Source organism: Kribbella italica (genome assembly GCF_014205135.1).
Lineage (GTDB): Bacteria > Actinomycetota > Actinomycetes > Propionibacteriales > Kribbellaceae > Kribbella > Kribbella italica.
This window is the reverse complement of record NZ_JACHMY010000001.1, coordinates 7,644,932-7,669,818: the sequence shown is the minus strand read 5'-3', so window position 1 is coordinate 7,669,818 and position 24,887 is coordinate 7,644,932. Positions and strand designations below refer to the sequence as shown.

General features: G+C 70.5%; 18 protein-coding genes. 8 read left to right on the top strand and 10 right to left on the bottom strand.

The features are described 5' to 3' along the window. Positions 1-14: 14 nt before the first annotated feature. From HDA39_RS35780 to HDA39_RS35770, 3 genes are read left to right on the top strand one after another with little or no spacing between them, the layout of a single operon-like run. Positions 15-1,046, top strand: coding sequence for a saccharopine dehydrogenase family protein (locus tag HDA39_RS35780; RefSeq protein ID WP_184802859.1), 1,032 nt, complete (start codon positions 15-17; stop codon positions 1,044-1,046). Between the two features lie 59 nt (positions 1,047-1,105). Beyond that, positions 1,106-6,592 (top strand): ATP-binding protein, encoded by a 5,487-nt coding sequence (locus tag HDA39_RS35775; protein WP_184802858.1) that lies wholly within the window; start codon positions 1,106-1,108, stop codon positions 6,590-6,592. Positions 6,593-6,629: 37 nt separating this feature from the next. Next, positions 6,630-7,199, top strand: a complete 570-nt coding sequence (locus HDA39_RS35770; protein ID WP_184802855.1) for a dihydrofolate reductase family protein — start codon at positions 6,630-6,632, stop codon at positions 7,197-7,199. Here HDA39_RS35770 and HDA39_RS35765 read toward each other — a convergent pair. Next, the gene (locus tag HDA39_RS35765) at positions 7,184-8,128 is read right to left on the bottom strand and encodes an EamA family transporter (protein ID WP_184802853.1); all 945 of its coding nucleotides are present in this window, start codon (positions 8,126-8,128) and stop codon (positions 7,184-7,186) included. The genes HDA39_RS35770 and HDA39_RS35765 overlap by 16 nt on opposite strands. A gap of 68 nt (positions 8,129-8,196) precedes the next feature. Here HDA39_RS35765 and HDA39_RS35760 point away from each other — a divergent pair, with 68 nt between their 5' ends. Then, positions 8,197-9,054, top strand: a complete 858-nt coding sequence (locus HDA39_RS35760; RefSeq protein WP_184802851.1) for a LysR family transcriptional regulator — start codon at positions 8,197-8,199, stop codon at positions 9,052-9,054. Here HDA39_RS35760 and HDA39_RS35755 read toward each other — a convergent pair. From HDA39_RS35755 to HDA39_RS35730, 6 genes are all read right to left on the bottom strand, one after another. Further along, complete coding sequence (locus tag HDA39_RS35755; RefSeq protein WP_184802849.1) at positions 9,047-9,571, bottom strand: type 1 glutamine amidotransferase domain-containing protein; 525 nt, start codon at positions 9,569-9,571, stop codon at positions 9,047-9,049. The genes HDA39_RS35760 and HDA39_RS35755 overlap by 8 nt on opposite strands. A gap of 210 nt (positions 9,572-9,781) precedes the next feature. Continuing rightward, complete coding sequence (locus HDA39_RS35750) at positions 9,782-10,309, bottom strand: gamma carbonic anhydrase family protein (protein ID WP_184802847.1); 528 nt, start codon at positions 10,307-10,309, stop codon at positions 9,782-9,784. A 10-nt stretch (positions 10,310-10,319) separates the two neighbouring features. Then, positions 10,320-11,543, bottom strand: coding sequence for an MFS transporter (locus tag HDA39_RS35745; RefSeq protein WP_184802845.1), 1,224 nt, complete (start codon positions 11,541-11,543; stop codon positions 10,320-10,322). Next, positions 11,540-12,883 (bottom strand): GH1 family beta-glucosidase, encoded by a 1,344-nt coding sequence (locus HDA39_RS35740; RefSeq protein ID WP_184802843.1) that lies wholly within the window; start codon positions 12,881-12,883, stop codon positions 11,540-11,542. Before HDA39_RS35740 ends, HDA39_RS35745 begins: the two co-directional genes overlap by 4 nt. Continuing rightward, a complete protein-coding gene (locus HDA39_RS35735) occupies positions 12,873-13,490 on the bottom strand; it encodes a YbjQ family protein (RefSeq protein ID WP_184802841.1) in 618 nt (205 codons plus the stop codon). Before HDA39_RS35735 ends, HDA39_RS35740 begins: the two co-directional genes overlap by 11 nt. Positions 13,491-13,517: 27 nt before the next feature. Then, a complete protein-coding gene (locus HDA39_RS35730; protein ID WP_337926041.1) occupies positions 13,518-16,703 on the bottom strand; it encodes a penicillin acylase family protein in 3,186 nt (1,061 codons plus the stop codon). Positions 16,704-17,031: 328 nt separating this feature from the next. Between HDA39_RS35730 and HDA39_RS35725 the strand changes: the two genes are divergently transcribed. Next, positions 17,032-17,622: a TetR/AcrR family transcriptional regulator gene (locus HDA39_RS35725; protein ID WP_184802839.1), complete on the top strand. Its 591-nt coding sequence runs from the start codon at positions 17,032-17,034 to the stop codon at positions 17,620-17,622. A gap of 220 nt (positions 17,623-17,842) precedes the next feature. Next, positions 17,843-18,934 (top strand): aminotransferase class V-fold PLP-dependent enzyme, encoded by a 1,092-nt coding sequence (locus tag HDA39_RS35720; RefSeq protein WP_184802837.1) that lies wholly within the window; start codon positions 17,843-17,845, stop codon positions 18,932-18,934. A 51-nt stretch (positions 18,935-18,985) separates the two neighbouring features. On the opposite strand, the gene HDA39_RS35715 is transcribed toward HDA39_RS35720, so the two are convergent. Continuing rightward, positions 18,986-21,109, bottom strand: coding sequence for a DEAD/DEAH box helicase (locus HDA39_RS35715; protein WP_184802835.1), 2,124 nt, complete (start codon positions 21,107-21,109; stop codon positions 18,986-18,988). Between the two features lie 349 nt (positions 21,110-21,458). On the opposite strand from HDA39_RS35715, the gene soxR reads away from it, so the two are divergent. Continuing rightward, a complete protein-coding gene (soxR, locus tag HDA39_RS35710; RefSeq protein WP_184802832.1) occupies positions 21,459-21,929 on the top strand; it encodes a redox-sensitive transcriptional activator SoxR in 471 nt (156 codons plus the stop codon). Between the two features lie 244 nt (positions 21,930-22,173). Further along, on the top strand, positions 22,174-22,815 hold the full coding sequence (gene snpA, locus HDA39_RS35705) for a snapalysin (RefSeq protein ID WP_184802830.1): 642 nt from the start codon (positions 22,174-22,176) through the stop codon (positions 22,813-22,815). A 155-nt stretch (positions 22,816-22,970) separates the two neighbouring features. Here snpA and HDA39_RS35700 read toward each other — a convergent pair whose 3' ends face one another. Both HDA39_RS35700 and HDA39_RS35695 read right to left on the bottom strand, forming a co-directional pair. Further along, the gene (locus tag HDA39_RS35700) at positions 22,971-23,402 is read right to left on the bottom strand and encodes an organic hydroperoxide resistance protein (protein WP_184802829.1); all 432 of its coding nucleotides are present in this window, start codon (positions 23,400-23,402) and stop codon (positions 22,971-22,973) included. 29 nt (positions 23,403-23,431) lie between these two features. Beyond that, positions 23,432-24,886 (bottom strand): dihydrolipoyl dehydrogenase family protein, encoded by a 1,455-nt coding sequence (locus tag HDA39_RS35695; protein WP_184802827.1) that lies wholly within the window; start codon positions 24,884-24,886, stop codon positions 23,432-23,434. Position 24,887: the final 1 nt, after the last annotated feature.

Below are 24,887 nucleotides of genomic sequence, written 5' to 3'. Positions count from 1 at the left end.
GTGACAGTAGAGCCATGAAGATCGTGGTCTACGGAGCAACCGGGCACACCGGACAGTTCGTCGTCGCCGAGCTGCGCCGGCGCGGCCTCACTCCCGTCGTCGCAGGGCGCGACGCCGGGAAACTGAGCAAGGAGTACGAAGACCTGACCGTCCGCCCCGCCGCGGTGGACGATCCGGAAGCCCTCGACCACGCGCTCGACGGCGCCGATGCCGTGATCAACACCGCCGGCCCGTTCGCCCTCACCGCGGGCCCGGTCATCGACGCGGCGCTGCGCGCCGGCATCCCGTACGTCGACGTCGCCGCCGAGATCGAGGCGAACGTCAGCACCCTCACCGAGTACGCCGCCAAGGCCCGCGAGGCCGGCGCGATCGTCCTGCCCGCGATGGCCTTCTTCGGCGGGCTCGGCGACCTGCTCGTCACCCACGCGATGGGCGACTGGACCGCGGCCGACGAGGCCCACATCGCTTACGGGCTGAGCAGTTGGCACCCCACGCCAGGTACACGCACGGCCGGAGAGGTCTCGCACGACCGCCGCGGCGGGCAGCGGGTCCGGTTCACGAACGGCGTGCTGGAATATCACACCGACGGCCCCACGCAGGAGGACTGGGACTTCCCGGCGCCGCTCGGTCGCCGGACGGTGATCAAGGGCTTCACGATGGCCGACGTCGTGACCGTCCCGAGCCACCTACAGATCCCCAAGGTCAGCACCTCGATGGCGACCGAGGCCGCCCAGGACCTCGCCGACGCGAGCACCCCCGCACCGACCGCGAGCGACGCCGACGGCCGCTCCGACCAGACCTTCGTTGTCGACGCGATCGTCACGGCCGATGACGCCGTACGCCGGGTGACCGCGACCGGCCGCGACATCTACGCCGTGACTGCTCCACTGGCCGTCGAAGCGGTCGAGCGGATCCTGTCCGGGCGGACACGGACAGTAGGCGCGGTCACCGCCGGAGCACTGTTCGACGCGGCGGATTTCCTGCAGGCGCTGGAACCTTTCCTCATCGTCACAACCAGTGCACAGCTGACCCCGACTCGACGGTAGGGGCAACTGCCTGGGAATGTTTGCGGTGACAGCTTTGCCGACGACAGGAGTGCCGCCCGGTGTTCAACCGCATCGCCATCGTCAACCGGGGAGAGGCCGCGATGCGGCTGATCAATGCGGTCCGTGAGCTCAACGCCGAGACGGGGAGCCAGGTCGAGACGGTCGCCTTGTACACCGATGCCGAGCGAGCGGCCACGTTCGCCCGCGAGGCCGACCTGGCCTACCCGCTCGGCCCGGCCGCCGACCGCCCGTACCTGGACCTGGCCAAACTCGAGCAGGCACTGGTCGAGACCAAGGCCGACGCGGCCTGGGTCGGCTGGGGCTTCGTCGCCGAGGACCCGGCGTTCGCCGAACTGTGCGAGCGGATCGGCGTGACGTTCGTCGGCCCGAGCGCGGAGGCGATGCGCAAGCTGGGCGACAAGATCGGCTCCAAGCTGATCGCCGAGGAGGTCGGCGTCCCGGTCGCGCCGTGGAGCCGCGGCGCGGTCGCGACGCTGGACGAAGCGCTTGCCTCGGCCAACGACATCGGGTACCCGGTGATGCTCAAGGCAACGGCCGGTGGCGGTGGCCGCGGGATCCGGCTGGTCCGCGACGACGAGGACCTGCGCGAGGCGTACCAGCGGACCAGTGACGAGGCGGCCCGCGCGTTCGGCAGCGGCGTGGTGTTCCTGGAGCGGCTCGTCACCGGCGCCCGGCACGTCGAGGTCCAGGTGATCGCGGACGGGCAGGGCACGGCGTGGGCGCTCGGCGTCCGGGACTGCTCGGTCCAGCGCCGCAACCAGAAGGTCATCGAGGAGTCGGCCTCGCCGGTCCTCGCCCCCGACCAGGCCGCCGAGCTGAAGGCGGCCGCCGAGCGGCTCGCCCTCGCCGTCGGGTACGCCGGCGCCGGCACGGTCGAGTTCCTGTACCACCCGGGCGACAAGCTGTTCGCGTTCCTCGAGGTGAACACCCGCCTCCAGGTCGAGCACCCGATCACCGAGCTGACCACCGACTTCGACCTGGTCCGCGCGCAGCTGCACGTTGCGGCAGGCAACAAGCTGGACGGCCCGCAGCCGGTCGAGGTCGGCCACGCCGTCGAGGCCCGGCTGAACGCCGAGGACCCGGACCGCGACTTCGCGCCGTCCCCCGGCCGGATCGCGCGGCTGCGGCTGCCGTCCGGCCCCGGCGTACGGGTCGACACCGGGGTCAGCGAGGGCGACTCGATCCCCGCGGACTTCGACTCGATGATCGCCAAGATCATCGGCTACGGCCGGACCCGCGAGGAGGCGCTCGGCCGCCTGCGGCGCGCGGTGGCCGACACCACCGTCGTCCTCGAAGGCGGTACGACGAACAAGAGCTTCGTGCTCGACCTGCTCGACCAGCCCGAGGTGATCGACGGCTCCGCCGACACCGGCTGGATCGACCGGGTCCGCGGCGAGGGCCGGCTGGTCCTGCGCCGGCACTCCGGCATCGCCCTGATCGCGGCCGCGATCGAGGCGTACGAGGAGGCCGAGCGGGTCGAGCGGCAGCGCCTGCTGGACTCCGCGCGCGGCGGCCGTCCCCAGGTCCAGCACGAGGTCGGCCGCGCGATCGCGCTCAAGCTGCGCGGCGCGACGTACCAGGTCTCGGTCGCGAAGATCGGCCCGGCGCGCTACCGCGTCGGCGTCGGCACCGGGGACGACCTCTGCTACCTGGACGCCGAGCTCGACCGGCTCGACGCGTACGACGCCCGGCTGGTCGTCGCCGGCCGCCGGTACCGGCTCGTCACCGCGACGCACGGTCCCGTGCACCTGGTCGAGGTCGACGGCGTCACGCACCGGGTCAGCCGCGACGAGGGCGGCGTGATGCGCGCGCCCGCTCCGGCGCTGGTCGTCGCGACGCCGGTCGCCGCCGGGGCCGAGGTCGAGGCCGGTGCGCCGGTTCTCGTCCTGGAGAGCATGAAGATGGAGACGGTGCTGTACGCGCCGTTCAAGGCGATCGTGAAGGAGCTGCCGGTCTCGACCGGCAGCCAGGTCGAGACCGGTGCGCCGCTGCTGCGGCTGGAGCCGGTCGGCGACGCGGACGTCAAGGTCGAGGTGTCGGACAGCGTCGACCTGGAGCTGCCGATCCCCGAGACGCCGCCGACCGCCGCCGAGCGGGCCGCGCGCGGGCTCGACAACCTGCGCAGCATGCTGCTCGGGTTCGACATCGACCCGCGCGACGAGGGCCGGACGCTGTCGGAGTACCTGTCCGCCCGCGCCGAGCTGACCCGGCCGCCGGTCGCGGACGAGATCGGCGTACTGCGGCTCTTCGCGGACTTCGCCGAGCTGAGCCGCAACCGGCCGGCCGGTGAGGACCTCAACACCGAGCTGCGGGTGCACAGCCCGAAGGAGCACTTCCACACGTACCTGCAGACCCTGGACGCCGAGCGCGCCGGGCTGCCGGAGCAGTTCCGCGACCGGCTGGCGCGCGTGCTCGGCCACTACGGCGTCACCGACCTGGACCGCAGCGACGAGCTGACCGACGCGGTGTTCCGGATCTTCCTGGCCCAGCAGCGCACGTCGCCCGACGTCCTGCTGATGACGTCGCTGCTGCAGCAGTGGCTGGCCGAACCGATGCCCGAGGCCCCTTTGGACGCCGAGGCGTACGCCGTACTGGATCACCTCGTGGTCGCCACCCAGCTGCGGTTCCCGGTGATCGGTGACCTGGCGCGGAGCGTCCGGTTCCGCTGGTTCGACCAGCCGCAGGTCGACGCCGACCGCGCCGAGGTGCTGGCCGAGGTCGCCGCCGAGCTGGACTCGCTGACCAACGACCCGGACGTGCCGGACCGCACCGAGCGGGTCAAGGCGCTGGCCGCGATCCCCGAGCAGATCGTCAGCTTCCTCGCCGGGCGGATCGAGGCCGGCGTCCACGCGGTCGAGCCGATGCTGGAGGTGCTGATCCGCCGGCACTACCTCGAGTACGAGCTGCACGACCTGCGCAACACGACGGTGAGCGGGCGCGCGTTCGCCAGCGCGGACTACACGCTCGACGACCGCCCGTCCCACCTGGTCACCACGATCGGCACGGTCGACGAGCTGGCCGACACCGGCAGCGACCTCGTCCGCGACCTCGCCGCCGAGGTGGCCGCGAGCCCGGCCGGGCATCAGGCGGTCGCGGACCTGTACCTGTCCTGGCCCGGTACGCCGGAGTCGCCGCAGGACGCGTCGGACCGGCTGCGCGAGATCGTCGCGGCGCTGCCGTTCGTCGCCGACGTACGGCGGGTTGCGCTGGCTGTTGTCCCGGGCAACGGTCGCGAGGTCTGGTACTTCACGTTCCGCCCGTCCGCCGACGGTGTGGTCGAGGACGACAACGTCCGCGGCGTACACCCGATGGTCGGCCGGCGACTCAACCTGTGGCGCCTGCACGACTTCAAGATCACCCGGCTGGACGCGCCCGAGGACGTGCTGCTCTACCACTGCGTCGCGCGCGACAACCCGGCCGACGAGCGGCTGGTCGCGCTCGCGCAGGTCCGTCAGTTCGCCGTGGTCCGCGACGACGAGGGCAAGGTCACCTCGCTGCCGCACGTCGAGCGCGCGATCGCGAACTGTCTGGAGGGCATCCGCCGGGCCCGGACGGCGCGTGGTGCGGCCGGGGCGCGTCTGGAGATGAACCATGTCTGGGTGACGATCTGGCCGGTCGTCGACGGGCAGGTCCCCGAACTGACCGCCCTGCAGCGCAACATCGCGCCGATGACCGCCGGCGCGGGCATCGAGGAGGTCATCATCAGCGGCCGGGTGACCGGCTCGAACGGTACGGCGCTGCCCGTGGTCGGGCGGTTCTCCTACCAGCCCGGGGCCGGTGTCGTCACGAAGGTGGTCCGCCCGCCGACGGAACGGCTCAAGCCGCTCGACGACTACGCGCAGAAGGTGCTCAAGGCCCGGCGCCGCAACACCGTCTACCCGTACGAGGTCGCCGGTCTGGTGGTCGGTGCCGGAGGCACCTATGTCGAGCACGACCTGGACGACACCGGCGCGCTGGTGCCCGTCGACCGGCCGCGCGGGCTGAACAAGGCCGGCCTGATCGCCGGTGTGATCACCACCCCGACCCGTCGGCACCCCGAGGGCATCACCCGCGTCGTACTCAGCGGTGACCCGACGATGGCGCTCGGCGCGGTCGCGGAGGCCGAGTGCGCGCGGATCATCGGCGCGCTCGACCTGGCCGAGCGGCTGAAGGCGCCGGTCGAGTGGTTCGCGGTGTCCGCGGGCGCGCGGATCTCGATGGACTCCGGGACCGAGAACATGGACTGGGTCGCCAAGGCGCTGAAGCGGATCGTCGAGTTCACCCAGGCCGGTGGCGAGATCAACATCGTCGTCGCGGGCATCAACGTCGGCGCGCAGCCGTACTGGAACGCCGAAGCGACGATGCTGATGCACACCAAGGGCATCCTGGTGATGACGCCGGACTCGGCGATGGTGCTGACCGGCAAGCAGACGCTGGACTTCGCCGGGGGCGTCTCGGCCGAGGACAACTTCGGCATCGGCGGCTACGACCGGGTGATGGGCCCGAACGGCGAGGCGCAGTACTGGGCGCCGGACCTGGCCGGGGCGCGCGACATCCTGATGGCGCACTACGACCACACGTACGTCGTACCGGGTGAGCCCGGGCCACGGCGGGCGCCGACGTCGGACCCGCACGATCGCGACGTCACGGCGTACCCTCACGACCCGGCCGACGGCGGGTTCAGCACGGTCGGGGAGATCTTCTCGGCCGCGACGAACCCGGACCGCAAGAAGGCGTTCGACATCCGCACGCTGATGCGCGCGGTCACCGACCAGGACCACCCGATGCTGGAACGCTGGGCGGGCATGGCCGACGCGGAGACCGCGGTCGTCGCCGACACGCGGCTCGGCGGGCTGCCGGTGTGCCTGGTCGGGATCGAGTCGAAACCCGTTGCGCGGCGGGGATTCCCGCCCACCGACGGGCCGGACACGTACACCGCGGGCACGTTGTTCCCACGGTCGTCGAAGAAGGTCGCGCGGGCGATCAACGGTGCCAGCGGCAACCGTCCGCTCGTCGTGCTGGCGAACCTGTCCGGGTTCGACGGGTCGCCGGACTCGATGCGCAACCTGCAGCTGGAGTACGGCGCGGAGATCGGGCGGGCGATCGTGAACTTCCGCGGGCCGATCGTGTTCTGCGTGGTCTCGCGGTACCACGGCGGCGCGTTCGTGGTGTTCTCGAAGGCGCTGAACCCGTCGATGACGGTGCTCGCGGTCGAGGGCTCGTTCGCGTCGGTGCTCGGTGGAGCGCCGGCTGCTGCTGTGGTGTTCTCGGCCGAGGTGAACAACCGGACGTCGGCCGATCCGCGGGTGAAGGCGCTGACGACCCGGCTCGGCGAGACCGAGGGCGCCGAGCGGGCCGCGGTGACGAACGAACTGGCCGAGGTCCGCACCGCCGTACGGGCGGAGAAGCTGGGCGAGGTCGCGTCGGAGTTCGACCGGATCCACGACATCCGCCGGGCGGTGCGGGTCGGGTCGGTCGATCAGGTGGTCACGCCGGAGGAGCTGCGGCCGCAACTGATCGCGGCACTGGAGAAGCCTTCCAGCTAGCTGGTGGTTCGCCGTCCCCTGTGTGTGAGCATGGGGGATGGCGAAGATCAGTGTGGTGAACTTCCAGTCGCTCGACGGCGTGGTGCAGTCGGTGCTGTCTGCCGACGAGGATCGCGAGGGTGGGTTCGCGCACGGCGGGTGGGTGTCGGCGGGGATGGACGAAGCGGTCGCCGAGTTCATGCAGGGCGCGACGCTGGCGGCGGGTGGGCTGCTGCTGGGGCGGAAGACGTACGAGACCTTCGCGGCGACGTGGGCTCCTGCTGATCAGAGCGAGCCTGCTGTCGCGGCGATGAACCGGATCCCGAAGTACGTCGCGTCGCGGACGCTGACCAGCGGGTCGTGGAACAACACCGTGGTGCTCGGTCCGGATCTGGTGAGCGCCGTCCGGGAGATCCCTGAGGAGCTGGTGGTTTTCGGGAGTGCGGAGCTGCTGCGGACGCTGCTGGCGCACGGGGTGGTGGACGAGCTGCACCTGTTGACGTTCCCGCTGGTGCTGGGGTCGGGGAAGAAGATGTTCGGGGAGCTGTCTTCGCCTCTCCCGCTTCAGCTGGAGGTGTCGCGGACGACGCCTTCGGGCGTCACCATCTCGAGCTACTCGGTGGGGTGACGTCGCGTCGGTGTGAGGGCGCTGGTGGCGTTGGCGGTGATGACCGCGGTGATGGCTGCCCACTCGAGGAATCCGAGGCGCTCGTCCAGGAGGAGCCAGCCCGCGAAGGCGGCCAGGAGTGGGTTGACGCTCATGAAGAGGCCGAAGAACGTGGTGGGTACGAGGCGGAGGCTCAGCATGTCCAGGAGGTAGGGGACGGCTGAGGCGAGCAAGCCGGCGGCTGCGGCGTACGCGAGGTACTTGGGGGCGGGGGTGTGGTGGATGAGGATCCAGGTCGCGACCGGGAGGTAGGCGACGGCCGACACCGCGGCCGCTGCTGCTGCGCCTTGAGCTGAGGGGAGGCGGTTGGCGAGGGTGCGGTTGAGGAGGATGTATGCCGCCCAGCAGCAGGCGGCGATGAGGCCGAAGAGGATGCCGAGGTAGTCGGTGGTGGGTTGGGGGCGCATGAGGACGAAGACGGCGGCGCCGGCGACGAGGGCGCAGGCCAGGTCGACTCTTCGGCGGGAGGTGGCCAGGGCTACTGCCAGTGGGCCGAGGAATTCGAGGGTGACGGCGAGGCCTAGGCCGATGCGGTCGACTGCTGTGTAGAGGGTGAGGTTCATCGTCGCGTAGATGGCGGCGAGGGCGAGGACCGGGAGCCACTGGCGGCGGGTGAAGCTGCGGAGGGGCGGGCGGACTACGGCGAGCATGACGGCGGCGGCTACTGCTTGGCGGATGGCGACGACGCCGGCGGGGCCGAGGGCGGGGAAGCCTAGGGCGGCTGTGGCTGCGCCTACCTGGTTGGAGATGCCGCTGGTGAGCATGAGGGCGATGCCGCGGAGTTGGCCGGCGGGCATGCGGCCGGACCCGGTGGTTTGGGGTGAGGCCGGAAGAATTGTTGTGATGGCCGGGTCTGTGGGCTGAGATGCGGCCGTGGCGGGGCTGCTCATCTTTGCAGGATGCGCCTTGGTTTGAGATGCGCAAAATGCAGCTGGTGGTGGATCTATACGCTGGGCGTATGGAGGTTGAGCTGCGGCAGCTGCGGTGTCTGGTGGCTGTGGTTGACGCGGGGACGTTCACCGATGCGGCGATCGTGCTCGGGGTGTCCCAGGCTGCGGTGTCGCGGGCGGTGGCGGGGTTGGAGCGGGCGCTCGGCGTACGGGTGTTGTATCGGAGCAGCCGGAGCATCGCGTTGACGGCGACCGGGGCTCAGTTGGTGACTCGGGCTCGGCATCTGCTGGATGAGATGGACGATCTGGTGCGAGAGGCTCGGTCGGGGCATGCTCGGTTGCGGCTGGGGCATGCGTGGTCGGCGTTGGGGCGGCACACGACCGGGTTCCAGCGGCGGTGGGCTGCGCTTTATCCGGAGGTCGAGTTGGTGCTGGTGCGGACCAATACGCCGACGGGTGGGCTGGCGGAGGGGGCTTGCGATCTGGCCGTCGTACGGACTGGTGTGGATGAGAAGGCGTACGCGAGCACGGTGGTCGGGGTTGAGCGGCGGCAGCTGGTGCTGGCGGCTGATGATCCGTGGGCGCGGCGGCGGTCGGTGCGGTTGGAGGAGGTGCGTGAGCGGACGGTGCTGGTGGATCGGCGTACGGGTACGACGAGCGTCGAGCTCTGGCCGGCGGGGACGCCGCCGCGGATCGAGCACACGGCGGATGTCGACGACTGGCTCGCGCTGATCTCGGCCGGGGACTATGTCGGGGTGACGCCCGAGAGCACGGCGACGCAGTACGGGCGGGCGGGAGTGGTTTTCCTTCCGCTGAAGGACGCGCCGCCCGTGCCGGTGCGGGTGATCTGGCCTCGGCAGGACCCGCATCCGTCGACGCAGAACGCCGTCGCGCTGATCAGCGAGGCCTACCAGCAGGCTATTTGAGGGCCTCGAGCAACGTCTTGTTGAACGCCGGCAGGTCGTCGGGGTTACGGCTGGTGATCAGGTTGCCATCAACAACGACCTCCTCGTCGACCCAGTCGGCGCCGGCGTTGCGCAGGTCGGTCTGGACGCTCGGCCAGGAGGTAAGGCGACGGCCGCGGACGGCGTCCGCCTCGACCAGGGTCCACGGCGCATGGCAGATCGCGGCGACGGGCTTGCCGGAGATCATGAAGTCCTTGACGAAGGCGACGGCAGTGGCGTCGGTGCGCAGCGCATCCGGGTTGGCGACCCCGCCGGGCAGGACGAGCGCGTCGAAGTCGTCGACCGCGACGTCACCGACCGCCTGGTCGACGGGCCGCTTCTCGGCGGCGGTCAGGTGGTCGAAAGTCTGCACCTCACCGGTCTCCGGGCTGAGCAGCACCGGCTCGTGCCCGGCCGCCTTCACCGCATCCCACGGCTCGGTCAGCTCAACCCGCTCGATCCCCTCGGCAGCCACCAGGAACGCGATCTTCTTGCTCATCAGACATCTCCTCCACTGGTACGACGATCAGCCGCACCGGTACCCCGACTCGGCCGGGCGAACCCGGGGAGCGTGGAAAGACAGGAACGAAGCCGGGCCGGGGCCGAGGGCGAGGGCCGGGGGGCGAGGGCGAGGGGCCGGGGGGCGGGGGCGAGGGGCGGGGGCGGTGGGCGTTGTTGGGGTCGGGGAGGTTGCTGTGGTGATCGGGGCCTACTCCTCGACCAGTTTCACCGTTTCCGCGTGGCGGCGGGCGAGGTCGTGGTAGACGGCGGCGTTGTGGTCGACGAAGAGTTTGGCGGTGCCTTCGAGCGGGATGATCTTCTTGGCGGGGCTGCCGAGGGCGACCGATTCGCCGGGGACCTGGGTGCCGGGGGTGACGGTGGCGCCGGCGGCGATCAGGGTGCGGGGGCCGACGACGGCGCCGTCGAGGACGATGGCGCCGTTGCCGATCAGGGCGGACTCGCCGATCGTGCAGTCGTGGACGAGGCACTGGTGGCCGATCGTCACGTTGCGGCCGACCTCGCAGACGTTGCCGCCGCCGACGTGCAGGACCGAGTTGTCCTGGATGTTCGCGCCCTCGCGGATGATGATCCGGCCGAGGTCGGCGCGGATCACCACGCCGTACCAGACGGAGACGTCCTTCTCGATGACGACGTCGCCGACGAGGGTCGCGGTGGGGGCGATCCAGGCATCGGGGTGGACCTGCGGGGACTTGCCTTCGAAAGAGTAGAGCGGCATGGGCGTCAGACTAAGCGACGGCTTTGATCTGGCGGACCAGTACGGCGCCGAGCAGGGTGACCGCGGCGGCGAGGGCGTACAGGACCGGGTAGCCGCCGGCGTACTTGACGATCGGGGCGGCGAGCGCGGGGGCGACGACCTGCGGCAGCGAGTTGGCGATGTTGATCACGCCGAGATCCTTGGCGCGGTCGCGGGCGCTCGGCAGGACCTCGGTGAGCAGGGCGAAGTCCACCGACAGGTACACCCCGAACCCGGTCCCGAGGATGATCGCGCCGGCGATCGCGCCCGGCCAGGTCGGCACGACCGCCAGTACGACGGCCGCCACCGCCATCACGAGGCCGGAGCCGGTGACGAAGATCTTGCGGCGGCCGACGCGGTCCGACCAGGCGCCGGAACTGACCGCGGTGAGGATCACGCAGAGGCTGTAGATCGCGGTCAGGACGAGGACGCCGACGTCCGGGTCGTCGTACCCGACGGCGTCCTGGAGGTAGAAGAACAAGTAGAGGGTGCCGAGCCCGTTGCCCAGGTTGAGCAGGAAGCGGGTCAGCCAGGCCCAGCCGAAGTCGGGGTGGCGGCGCGGACTGATCCAGAAGCTCTTCCAGAACTCGCGCCAGACCAGCAGCGTCCGCTCGACCATCGGGCGGTCGCCGCTGCGGAGCAGGTACGGCACGACCGAGATGAGCAGGAACGCCGCGCACGCGAGGTAGCCACCGCCGACCCCTCCGACGACGGTGGCGAGTCCGACCCCGACGAGCGCGCCGAGCGTCTGGGCGAGTGCGACCCAGCCGCCGACGACGCCCCGCTGCTTCTTCGGGACGAGATCCGGTACGGCGGCGGTGACGGCCGCCAGTAGCGCGTTGCCGAACAGTTGCACCAGGCACCAGCCGACGAGCATCCAGAGCACGGCCTGCGACCCGCTGAGCACCAGCAGCCCGACCGCTCCCCCGATGCTCCCGGCCAACACCCACGGCGTACGACGACCGAAGCGTGAGGTGGTCCGGTCGGAGACCGCGCCGAAGACGGGGTTGGCGACCACCGACACTGCCGCGCCCACACCGGTCACCAGTCCCAGCACGAACTCTTTGTTGCCTGGCGCAACAGCCTCGGACTGCTTCGCCAGCAGGACCTGGATGGGCCCGAGCCAGGCAGCGAAGACACCGACGTTGGCGAGGACAACGGCGGTGGTCCACCCACGCCGAACCGGGACAACAGGTTCGGCCAGGGCAGTACTCATCCTCGGCTCTTGGCGATCAGGTCGCGGTACCAGGTGTACGACGCCTTCGGCGTACGTCGCAGCGTTTCGAAGTCAACGTGGACGAGTCCGAAGCGTTGCGAGTACCCGGCGGCCCATTCGAAGTTGTCGAGCAAGGACCACTGGAAGTAGCCGCGGACGTCGAGGCCGTCGTCGATCGCCGCCTTCAAGGCGCGGAGGTAGCCGTCGAGGTACGTGATGCGTTGCTGGTCGTCGGCGTACGAGCAGCCGTTCTCGGTGATGTAGATCGGCGGGAGGCGGTCGCCGTAGCGCTTGCGGAAGATCTGCAGGATCTCGCCGAACGCCTCCGGCACGACGGGCCAGCCGAAGTCGGTCTCGGGGTAGCCGGTCAGTTTGCGCGGCTCGAAGGGCAGGCCGGGCGGCAGCGGGATGCCGTCGGTCGCGCCGACGTCCGCCGCACCGCTAGGCGCACCGACGAGCGTCAGCGCGTAGTGGTTGAGCCCGAAGAAGTCGAGTGGCGTCGAGATGATCTCGAGATCGGAAGCGACCGGCCCCGGCATCGCCTCGGCGAAGCCCTCGGGATAGCGCCCCAGCAGGACCGGATCCGCGAAGAGCCAGTTGATCAACGTGTCGTAGAGCGCGGCCGCCTCGACGTCCTCCGGCGCGTCACTCGCCGGCCACACCGGAGCATGGTTGCTCGCCAGACCGATCGACCGAGCCCCACCCGCCCGCAACGCCTGTACGGCGTGCCCGTGCGCCAGCAGCTGATGATGCGCGACCGGCAACGCCTCGAACCCGAGCTGGAGCCCCGGCGCGTGCGCGCCCACGGCGTACCCCATCATCGTCAGCACGACGGGCTCGTTGATCGTCATCCACAGCGGCACCCGGTCCGCGAACCGCGCGGCCAGCAAGGCGGCGTAGTCGGCGAAGCGCTCGGTGATGTCGCGATGCACCCACCCGCCGAGGTCCTCGAGCGGCTGCGGCGTGTCCCAGTGGAACAGCGTCGGCGCCGGCTGGATGCCCGCGGCCAGCAGCTCGTCGACCAGCCGGTCGTAGAACCCGATGCCCTCGGCATTCACCGCGCCCTGCCCGGAAGGCTGGATCCGCGACCAGGAGAAGGAGAACCGGTAGGTGTCCACCCCCAGCGACCGCATCAGCGCGACGTCCTCGCCGTACCGGTGGTAGTGGTCGCAGGCAACGATCCCCGTGTCCCCGTCGAGCACCCGTCCCGGCTCGGCGCAGAAGGTGTCCCAGGTCGACGGGCCGCGACCACCCTCGGTCGCGGCCCCCTCGATCTGGTACGCCGAAGTCGAGACACCCCACCGGAAGTCAGGGCCGAAGTCAGGCAGGTCAGCTGTCATTCGCATCGTCCTCGTCGTCGGGCTGGGGCGAGGTGTCCTGCGGCCGCGGCGGCTCGGCCTTACGGACGATCACCGCCGTGCCGTACGCGGCGACCTCGCTCATGGTCTGGGCGATCTCGTTGCAGTCGAAGCGCATCGCGAGGATCGCGTTGGCGCCCATCTGCTGGGCCATCTGGCACATCCGCATCACCGCGACGTGCCGCGACTCGGCCAGCATCTGGGTGTACTCCGGCACCTCGCCGCCGCCGAGCGACCGGAAGCTGGCGGTGAAGTTCGAGCCGAAGTCGCGGCTCCGCACGGTCAGCCCGAAGACCTCGCCGAACACCTTCTCCGCGGTGTACCCGGGCAGGTCGTTCATCGTCGACACCAGCACCGGGTACGGCGAGCCGGCCGGCGCGACGTGCGGCACGTTCGACTGCTGCGCCGGCTGGTACTGGCCCGGCGCCTGGCCGTAGCCAGGCGGCGGACCCTGCTGGTACCCCGGAGGCGGTCCCTGCTGGTACCCGGGCGGCGGCGGCTGGTACCCCGGAGGGGGTCCCTGCGGGTACCCCTGCTGCGGCGGGTAGGGCGGCTGGTTCGGGTTCTGGGGAGGGAAGTTCTGGTTCATGCCCTCATCCTCCCAGGCACGGCCGACTCATTGCCGGTAGACCTGGGCCTCGTACAACGAGTACCCGTACGACGTCGCCCGCTGCGTCCCGGTCACCCGCACGTACCGCGCCTGGGTCACCGGGAACCGGACCACGTCGACCCCGCCGTCACCGTTGCTGGTGGCAAAGACCTGGGTCCAGTTCACGTTGTCACGCGACACCTCGACCCTGTAGGCCTTCGCGTACGCCGACTCCCAGCGCAGCACCACCCGGCGTACGGGCTGCTCGCTGCCGAGGTCGATCTTGAGCCACTGCGGATCCGACCAGTTGCTCGCCCACCGCGTCCCGAGGTTGCCGTCCACGGCCTTCGACGGCGGCGAGTTGAACAGCCCGGTCTCGTGGCTGCTCGCGGTCGCGACCTTGCCGAGCGCCTGGTTGCTCACGTCGTCCCCGCGCCGGGCCGGAAACTCGACCACCTGCTGGTACGTCGGCCGGTTGACCCACGCCATCCGGTCCTGCGTGATGCCGCCCATCGGCTGGTGCACGATCTGGTCGGCGCAGAACTGGTCGCCGGCCGCACAGTCCGCGGTCGCCGGGTACGTCGTTGCCGTCGGCACCTGGGTCGCGGCCTTGAGCGCGTCGGCCAGGACCGTCCGGCACTCGCTCAGCGAGCCGCCGCCGCAGTACGTGACCGGCTGCGGGGTCGAGACCGGGTCGCCGAGCACCTTGCGCAGGTCCCGCTGGACGAATCCCCACCAGCCGTTCTGGAACGCCGATCCCTGCGCGCTCGGCCGCTCGTCGATCTTCTGGGTGTGCACCAGCGCGTCGTACAGCTCAGGGCCGAGCTTGGTCCGGAACTGCGCCGGGACGAGCAGCGGCCACCAGGCGTCGAGGACGCGGATCGCGTCCGCGTGGTCGTAGGTCTTGGACGCTTCGTTCGGCGTCTTGCGATGACTCCCGGCGGTCTGCCAGGCGGTCAGCTTGGCGATCGCGTCGGCGACGGCCGGGTCGGTGACCGGCGCGCTCTTCAGGACGCGGAGCAGGTACGGCAGGACCTGGTCGGCGCGCAGGTCGACGGTGGCGGCGTCCTCCATCGCCTCGACCAGCTTGCCGCGGGTGAACTTCTGGCCGCCGCCGATGACCGCCTCGATCCGGTCGTCGAGTGGCTGGCTGCGGTAGACGGAATTGTAGCCGAAGTTCCCGTCGGCCGCCGAGAATCCGGGCGCCTGCTTGTTGTTCCAGCTGGTCAGGTAGTCCTGGTTGACCACCTGCGGGTGCTCGTTCGGCGGCGTGTACGTCGCGCGGTTGGTGTCCGGGTTCCAGCCCTGCCACTCGTAGCTGCTCCAGGTCGGCAGGTTCGGGTCCGCGCCGTTCGCGCGGACCGGGTTGTCGCCGGAGTTGTAGTACGCGATGTCGGTCTTGTCGGTGTAGAACCAGTTGAAGGTGTAGCCGATGTTCGTCGCGGCGGCCTGGAAGTCCTGCGCGTCGTGGATCCGGTCGGGGTCGTTGAACAGCATGAAGCCGAGTGCGGAGCCGGCCTCGTTGCCGTACGTCGAGCGGTTCTTGGTGAACAGCACCGGCTTGCCCGCGACCGTGCCGCGATGGCTGACGATGCCGTACTTGGTCCGTTGCGCGACGAGCGTGTACGAGCCGGCCGGTTCGGACGAGCCGAGGCTGGAGTACCACGCGTTGTGGCGCTCGAGCTTCTCGATCGGCGTACAGGTGGTGCGGAAGAGGTAGTGGGTCGAGGCCTTGGTCGGCGTACTGCCGTCGGGCTCGCAGAGCGGTACGGCGTATGTGTCGGTGATGTCCTGGCCGGCGCTCGTGGCGCTCCACGAGTAGTCGGCGCCGCGGCCGATCAGCGTGTAGAAGTTGAGCCCGGCGAAGGCGACGCCGCGCGAGCTGACGCCTGGGCCCTGGAGCTCTTGGCGGAGCAGGAGCTGCGGGGCGAAGTACGACGTCTGCGGGCCGTAGACCGCGATCGGGTTGCCGGTCTCGGTGTGGGCGCCGGAGACCATCAGGGCGTTGGACATGCCCTTCGGGCCGAAGCCTTCCGGACTGAATCCTTCTGGAAAGGCGCCGCTGTCGAAGATGCCCTTGAGCGAGTCCTTGCCTTGCGCCTTGTTCGGTGGCTTGATGCCGTCGCTGCTCTTCGGCTGCGCCTTGGGTTTGGCCGCCGAACCGGTTTGGTCGACCACCAGCGGCTCCGGGGTGACCGAGCCGCGGTCGGGCATCGCGCGGCCGGCCGGGTTGGGGCCGGTGGTGCCGTACGGGAAGGAGGCGCCGTTGTGGACCGTGGTGTTCGCCTCGGGGTCGTTCTGGGAGCGGAACGACTCCCAGACCTTGGTGCCCTCGGCAACGCCGTACTTGGCCTGTGCTTCGAGCAGGGCGAGGGCGGAGGCCATCTCGCCGCCGCCTCCGGTGCCGAAGATGCCGGCCACGACCGCGGCGGTAGCGACGACGTCGGTGACCTTCCAGCGCGGCGTCGGCCAGGTGAGACCGAGGGCGACGTACTCGCCGGGGTAGGCGATGCCGATCGTGTCGATGTAGTTGTTCACGCCGTCGACCCAGGCCTGGATGTCCTGCTGCATCTTCACGCCGTCGGCGCCGTAGCGCTCGTCGGCGTCGTCGTACTGCTTCTGCAGGTCGGCCTCGGTGTACGGCGCGGTGCTCCAGAACTCCTGCTCGAACTGACGGTTCCCTGCGGCACCGCCGGCGAACGGCGTGAGCTGACCGCGGCCGAGGTTACGGAAGACGTCCATCACAAACAGCCGGTCCTGCGCCCCGGCGTACCCGGCGCCGAACATCGTGCCGGAACGCGTGGTGCCGGTGATGTGCGGGATCCCGCGGGACTTGTCGCGCACGATCGTCACGTCGGCGCGCGGCTTGAAGGTGCCGGCGACGTCACCGGCCTTGACGCCGAACGAGGCGTCGTCGAAGTACGGCGAGAGCCCGTCGTCGGTGATCCCCTGGGAGTTCCACACCAGCTTCTCGTACGGCTTCACGGTGTCGCTGAAGTGCGGCGGACGGACCCCGAACCCCTTGAACAGCAGGAGATCCGTGAAGGTCGCGTTCCCGTTCTGCCCCGGCGGCACAATGTCGGAACACTGCCCGACGCAGTAGTCGGTGCGGGCGGAGACTGCCGGCACGAGCGGCTGCGCTGCCGCGGCGGGGGCGAGCGGCTGAGCCGGTCCGCGCGCGCCGGCTTCCGCCGGGCCGGCGAAGCCGGCCACGGCGAGGGCGCCTGCTGCCAGCCCACCTATCCCCGCCCGCCGCCTCGCCCGCAGGGCGAGGCGGCGGGCGGGGGTGGGGAGGGGCGAGGCCGTGGCGGGAGGCCGGTGGGTGAGTGAGTGAATGAAGCTGCGGATCGCGGCTGCGCGACGTGCTGAGTGACGTGCTGGGCGGGACGGCACGGGTCCTCCCTCAAAGACTCGGGGCGAGCGATGACGGCAGGGGAAATGTCTGAAAACTGACGATGACTCACCAGTAGCATCAGGTCAAGAGTCTTGGACGCTTGACCTGATCCGTCTACTGTGAGAGCTCCTGGCCGAGAGGACTCCGATGCCGCGTATTCCCGCCGAGGTTCGCCGGACCGCGCTGGTCCAGGCGGCGATCCAGGTCGCCACCCGGGAAGGCCTCGCCGCGACCACCACCCGGCGGATCGCCCAGGAGCTCGGGATCTCGGTCGGCGTCGTGCACTACTGCTTCCGTTCCAAGGAGGAGCTGCTGCACGAGGTGATCCGCGTGATCGCCGACGCCCAGGTCCAGGCCGCGCGGACCGCGATCGTTCCCGGCGCCGATCTGGCCTCGAGCGTCCGGAACGCGTTCGTCGGGTTCTGGAAGCTGGTCGAGGAGACTCCCGAGGCCCAGCTCCTGACCTACGAGCTGACCAGCTGGGCGCTGCGCAACGCCGACACCGAGCCGCTCGCCCGCGAGCAGCGCGAGTCGCAACTCGCCGGGATCGAGCAGATTCTCGGCGAGATCTCGGCCGCCTGCGGCGTGTCCTGGTCGGTGCCGGCCGGGCAGCTGGCCCGGATGACGCTGGCGATCACCGACGGCGTCACGCTCGGCTGGCTCGTCGACCGCGACACCGACGCCGCCGTACTGGTGCTGGAGACGTTCGTGGATCACCTGCTCCAGCTGGCTTCCTGACTCTCGTTGCTCTTAGCAACAACCAACGGTCGCGCCGCGCACCGGTCGGCGACAGCACCCTCTGACGCACCGCCCGAGGCCCTCCGCACGGTCCAGCGCCGCACCGTCAAGCGAAGACCCACCTTTTCGCTTTCGTCTCAACTACTTCACACCACCGGCACCACCGAGTACCGGTTGGGTCTCGCCTTTGACCGTGCGTGACCACTAATGTGATCAAATCATGAGCATCCATGAGCGGCACCGGCTGAGTGTGGTGGTCAACGCGCGCGGGACGTTCACGCCGCTGGGGGTGTCCAGGAGCTCGGCCGCGGTCGCCAGTGCGGTCGCGGAGGCGCTGCCCGAGTTCTTCGTGATGGACGAGCTCGGCGACCGGGCCAGCGACGCGATCGCGCACGCGACCGGAGCCCAGGCCGGGACCGTGGTGCACTGCACCTCGGCAGCGATCACGCTGGCCGTCGCCGCCTGCATGGCCGGCACCGACCCGCGCCGGATCGCCGCGCTGCCGGACGCCCGGGACATGCACAACCGCGTCGTCCTGCCGGCCGTCCACGTGGTCGACTACGGCCAGTCCAACCTGCAGGCGATCCGGCTGGCCGGCGCGCAGGTGACGCTCGCGGGGGACGAAAAGCGTTGTAGGCTTGAGGATCTGGACGAGGAGCTCGACGGTCCGGACGTCACCTGCCTGATGCTCGTCTCGTCCCGGCTGACCTCCGGCGAGCCGCTCGACCTGACCGCGGCGGTCCGCGCCGCGCATCGTCGCGGCGTACCGGCCATCATCGACGGCGCCGGGCAGTTCCCCCGGACGGCGGACCTGCTGGCCACCGGGGCGGACCTGGTGCTGATCAGCGGCCAGAAGTACCTCGGCTCGCCGACCGCGGGACTGGTTGCCGGGTCGCGCCGGCTGGTTCAGGCCGTACGGGCTCAGGGCAACGGGATCGGCCGCGGGATGAAGCCCTCGAAGGAGGCCGTGGTCGGCGTACTGGCGGCTCTGGAGGAGTGGCAGGCGATGGACCGGGCCAAGTGGGCGGCCGATCAGGAGACGAAAGTGACCGCTTTCGTCGCCACGGCCGGTGAGATTCCGGGCGTGGTCGCCGAGGTCGTGCCCGACCCGACGTCGCTGCCGCTGTCCCGCGCGCTGCTCAAGGTCGACGACGCGCCCGGACTGGCCCGCGAGCTGGAGGCCGGTCTGCCGCCGATCTACGTGATGACCGATCGGCAGGACGCGGGTGAGCTGATGCTCGAGCTGCTGCCGCTCGACGAGGCCGAGATCGCGACCGTGATCGCTCGGCTGTGGGCGTTGTTGGACAAGTAAAAGGCCCGGTTTCCCCTGCGTGCACAGGGAAAACCGGGCCTCTACGTCAGCTCAGCGCTGGAAGGACTTGCCGCCGCTGCGCTCCGGACGGCGACCACGGTCGCCGCCACGGCCCTCGAAGCTGCGGCCGCTCGGACGGTTGCTGCCGTACCGCTTGCCGCCACCGCCCTTGTTGCCGAAACGCTTCAACTTCGGCTCGGGCAGCTTGACCGGGTAGCCCGACGGACGGGTGCCGCCGGTCAGCCCGGTCACCAGCTCGTCGCCCGGACGCGCGCGCACCGGCTCGGTGGCGACACCGGCCGACTCGGCCATCCGGATCATGCCCCGGCGCTGGTGCGGCAGGAGCAGGGTGACGACGGCGCCCTTGCCACCGGCACGCGCCGTACGGCCCGCGCGGTGCAGGTAGTCCTTGTGCTCGGCCGGCGGGTCGGCCTGGACGACCAGGCCGACGTCGTCGACGTGAATGCCGCGAGCGGCGACGTCCGTTGCCACCAGCACCGGTACGGAACCGTCCTTGAACTGCTCCAGGGTGCGGTTGCGCGCGCCCTGGGTCAGGCCGCCGTGCAGCGCCGCGGCCATCACGCCACGGTCGCGCAGCTGGGTGGCGACGCGGTCGGCGCCCAGCTTGGTCCGGACGAAGACGATGGTGCGGCCGTCGCGGCTGGCCAGCTCGGCCGTCAGCGACTGCTTGTGCCCCGGCTCGATGACGAGCAGGTGGTGCTCCATCGTGGAGACCGTGGCCTGGCCGGACTCGGTCGAGTGCGTGACCGGGTCCTTCAGGTAGGTCTTCACGATCGTGTCGACGTCGTTGTCCAGCGTCGCCGAGAACAGCAGGCGCTGGCCATCCTTCGGGGTCATGTCGAGCAGCGTGGTGACCGCCGGCATGAAGCCCATGTCGCACATGTGGTCGGCCTCGTCGAGGACCGCGATCTCGACCGCACCGAGGTCGGCGGCGCCCTGCTCGCACAGGTCGATCAGCCGGCCGGGAGTGGCGATCAGCAGGTCGACACCACGACGCAGCGCGTCGATCTGCTTCGGGTAGGGCAGGCCACCGGCGATCAGCTTGACCGAGACACCCATCACGTGGGCCAGCGGCTCGAGCGCGTCGTGCACCTGCATCGCGAGCTCACGGGTCGGCACCAGGATCATGCCGCGCGGACGGCGCGACTCGATGTGACCACCGGCCAGCCGCATCAGCGTCGGGAGCCCGAAGCCGAGGGTCTTGCCGGAGCCGGTCTGCCCGCGACCGAGCACGTCCTTGCCGGACAGCGCGTCCGGGATGGTCGCGGCCTGGATCGGGAACGGCTTGTCGATGCCCTCACGAGCGAGCCGCTGAACGAGCCGCGGCGCGAGACCAAGGGCGGCGAACTCATTGCCCTCCGCAACCGTGCCGAGATCGACCGGCTGCTCGGCCGGGCGCTCTGCCTTCTGGTACGCCGGACGCTCGGTCCGGTCGTACTGCGGGCGCTCGCTGCGCTGGTACGACGGCCGCTCACCACGGTCGAACTCGCGACGCGGGGCGTCCGAACGCTCGCTCCGCTGGTACGACGGACGGTCGCCCCGGTCGTTCCGGTCGTACTGCGGCCGGTCGTTGCGGTCGTTCCGGTCGAACTGCGGACGCTCGTTGCGGTCGTTCCGGTCGAACTGCGGCCGGTCGGTGCGCTGCTGGTACTGCGGGCGGTCGCCGCGGTCCGAGTTCGCCGGACGCTCCGCGCGGTAGCCCTTCACCGGACGGTCGTCGCGACGGTCGTTGCCGCGGTAGTTGCTGCTACCGCCGGTGCGGTTGTCGTTGCCGCGGTAGTTGCCGGTCCGGTTGTCCGAACCGCCGCGGTAGTTGCTGCTGCTCCCGGTGCGGTTGTCGGTGCCGCCGTTCCGGTTGTCGCGGTAGCTGGTGCCGCCGCCACGGGTGCCGCGCTCGCCGTACTTGCGGTCGTTGCCGCTGTCCCGCGAACCACGGTCGGAGTACTGGCTGGGGCCGCCCCGGCGCTCGAGCCGGGTGTCGTCGCGGACCTCACCGCGGGCCTCGCGGGACGCGGTGTTCTGGGCGACCTCGCCCGCGGCCATCCGCTCGCCGTACGACTGGGTCTGGAACTTCTTGTGGCGCGGCTTCTTCACCCGATCACCGGCGTCGGCGCCGTCGTTCGGGACAAACTGGTCCTGGTGGTGCTGGGACACGCAATCTCTCTCTCAACGTCACGGCCCGATGCCGGATCGCCCACACACAAGCGCCGGCCACGAATCGTGGCCGGAATTCGGTGCTGGCAGGAGATTAGGCATCGACCTGCGGGTGCTATCGCGTTGCACCCATGTCGCCGGATCATTTTCAGCGGGTTGCCGAAACCGACGGGTCGGAGCGCCTGGGAAATGCTCTGGTGACGCGACGCGCGCACCGACGCCAAGAAGTATACCCCGACTCCGGGACCAGCCTGACCACAGGCAGCAACCACCCCGGCCGCGGGCGTCGTACGGGCGGACGAGGCTCAAGGGAGCTTCAGGTCTTGCGTGGGTCTCCTAGGGTGAGGACATGGCGCAGGAGAACGTTCCCAGCAAGGACCACTGGCTCTCGATCGGGGAGATCGCGGGCCGCTCGGGGGTGGCCGCATCGGCGCTGCGGTTCTACGAGGACCAGGGTCTGATCAGCTCGCGACGCACCTCGGGCAACCAGCGCCAGTACCAGCGCAGCACGCTGCGGCGGATCGCGTTCGTACAGGCCGCGCAGCGGGTCGGGCTGGCACTGTCGGAGATCAAGCAGGCGCTGGACTCGCTCCCTGACGACCGCACGCCGACCCGCGCGGACTGGAGCCGGCTGTCCAAATCCTGGCGCAGCCGTCTCGACGAGCGGATCGACGAGCTGGAGCGCCTGCGCGACGACCTCGACGGCTGCATCGGCTGCGGGTGCCTCAGCCTGCAACGCTGCAACCTCTACAACAAGTCCGACCGGCTGGCCGAGCGCGGCCCCGGCGCCCGCATTCTCAACGTCGGGATCCCCGACTAGCTGCCGGTTGCCCGCGGCCCGGAACCCCGGCATCCGGTCGTTGCCCTGCCCCGCGTCCGCTCACCGGACCCGGCATAGGCGCGCGGTTATGACTGTCATACGACCTGTGTCGGCGAACGAGGGTTAACCCCCGACTTCTTCCCGATCTGGTGTGGATTACGTCCCGGCTTGGCAACATCCCGATCTGTAGCGATCAGTGATCCGCTGGTCGCTTTCCGCCACAGATCCGGAGTGAGGCCCTCCCATGTCGCATCGCCGTATCCTGAGTTCGCTGGCCGGTCTGGCCGCCGCGGCCCTGGCAGTCCCCGCCTTCGCCGCCGCCCCCGCACAGTCGGCGCCCGCGCCGGCCACCAGCTCGCCGTCCTCGATCGCCGCGTACACCGGTTCACCGCAGGACGCCGCCGCCACCAAGGCGTTCTACGAGGCCGTGATGAAGTCCGCCAAGGCCAAGCAGGCCAAGGCCGGCAACAAGGCCGCCGCCGTCACCGTCACGTACGCCGTCGATGCCCCGACCTTCGCGTCCCTGATCTCGTCCAGCACGTCGATCTGGAACTCCTCGGTCAGCAACGTCACCCTCGTCGAGGGCAGCAACTACGACTTCTACTACACCGAGGGCAACGACCCGCGCGGCTCGTACGCGTCGACCGACGGCCACGGCAGCGGCTACATCTTCCTGGACTACGCCCAGGCCCAGCAGTACGACCCGCTGCGCATCACCGCCCACGAGACCGGCCACGTGCTCGGCCTGCCCGACCACTACTCCGGCCCCTGCAGCGAACTGATGTCCGGCGGTGGCCCCGGCCCGTCCTGCACCAACCCGAACCCGGACGCCAACGAGCGCTCCCGGGTCAACTCCCTGTGGGCCAACGGCTTCGCCAAGCGCTGACCCCCTGAACCTCCGGCTCGGAACCGCCCGGCAGGGGACGGTTCCGAGCCGGAGTACTCCCCCGGAAAGCGTTGCGGCCGAGCACTTGCCGCGCGCTGCTCTCCCCGAGCACGGACGCGCCGCCCGCCCCACGGCGCGTCCGTGCTCGACCGCGTTCAGGCCGCGGTGGTGGCGTCGACGGTGACCGGGATGTTGTTGCGGGTCGCGTTCGAGTAGGGGCAGACCTCGTGCGCTGCCGCGACGAGGGTGTCGGCGGTGGCCTGGTCGACTCCGCCCAGCTCCACGTGCAGGGCGGCCGCGAGGTTGAATCCGCCTTCCTCGGTGGGGTGCAGGCTGATCTCGGCGACGACCGCCGAGTCGGTCACGGTGATCTTCTGGGCGGCGGCGACAGCCTTCAGCGCGGAGTGGAAGCAGGACGCCCAGCCGGCGGCGAAGAGCTGTTCGGGGTTCGTGCCACCGCCGGGGCCGCCCATCTCGCGCGGAACAGCGAGGGTGAGGTCGAGCAGGCCGTCGTCGGTGGCCGCCCGTCCTCCTGCCCTGCCGTCTCCGGTCGAGGTGGCAACTGCCGTGTAGATGGATTCGGACATGGTGAGTTCTCCCTTGCGTGGTTGGGTTTCTACCGGTCCCGGCCGTCGGTCTCGAGGAGCCGCAGCCAGACCTCACTGATGGTCGGGTACGCCGGAACCGCGTGCCAGAGGCGGTCCAGCGGGACCTCCCCCGTGATCGCGACGGTCGCCGCGTGCAGGAGCTCGGCGACGTCAGGCCCGACCGCGGTGAAGCCGATCAGGACGTTGCGTTCGTCGTCGACGACCATCCGGGCCTGTCCCCGGTAGCCGTCGGCGTGCAGGACGGCGCCGGCGATCGCGCCGAGGTCCTGGTCGACGATCCGGATCTTCCGGCCGGCCGCCACCGCGTCGTCCGCGGTCAGTCCGACGGCCGCGACCTCGGGGTCGGTGAAGATCACCTGGGTGACGGCCCGTTCGTCGGCCGTGACCGCGTGGCGCCCGTACGGGCTCAGGTCGGCTTCCTGACCGCGCGCCCGGGCGGCGATCGCGTCGCCGAGCGCCCGCGCCTGGTACTTGCCGTGATGCGTCAGTACGGCGCGCTGGTTCACGTCTCCGGCGGCGTACAGCCATCCGCCGTCGACAGGCCTGCCGGCCTCGTCGGTCACCGCGAGCGAATCGTCGACGCGCAGCCAACGCCCAGGGGTGAGCCCGAGGCTGTCCAGACCGACGTCATCGGTGTTGGGCCTGCGGCCGGTGGCGACGAGCACCTCGTCCGCATCGACGACCGTCCGGTCGGACAGCGTCAGGTGCACTGCGCCGGATCCGTCCCGTACGGCGTCGACGGCGTCGACGTTCAGGTGCAGCTTCACCCCGGCCGCCCGCAGAGCGTCGGCGACCTGCTCACCGGCGAACGCCTCGACCCCCGGCAGCAGCCGGCTCTGGGAAACGAGGGTCACCTGCGCCCCGAGAGCGCCGTACGCCGTCGCCATCTCGGACCCGACCACCCCGCCGCCGATGATCGCCAACCGCTTCGGTACGGCGCGGACCGCGGCGGCTTCCCGGCTCGTCCACGGCACCACGTCGGCCAGGCCGCGGACGGGCGGCAAGTGCGCGCTGCTGCCGGTCGCGATCACGACCGCACGGCGGGCTCGCAACGTCGTCGTGCCATCGGCCTGAGCGACCGTGACCTCTCGCGTCCCGGTGATCCGTCCGTGCCCGCGAACCAGGGTGATCCCGGCCTGGCTCAGCCAGTCGGCCTGGCCGGAGTCGTCCCAGCCGGAAGTGAAACGGTCCCGCCGGGCCAGCACCGCGGCCGGGTCCAACGCACCGTTGACGAGCTGCCCCGCGGCCGGCAGCGCACGCGCGGCCCGTACGGCGGCAGCGTCGCGCAGCAGGGCCTTCGTCGGCATACAGGCCCAGTACGAGCACTCCCCGCCGACGAGTTCGCGTTCCACGACGGCCGCGGTGAGGCCGCCCTGCACCACCCGGTCGGCCACGTTCTCACCGACCGGCCCGGCGCCGATGATCACCACGTCGTACTCGGTACCCACGCCCGTGCTGGTCATG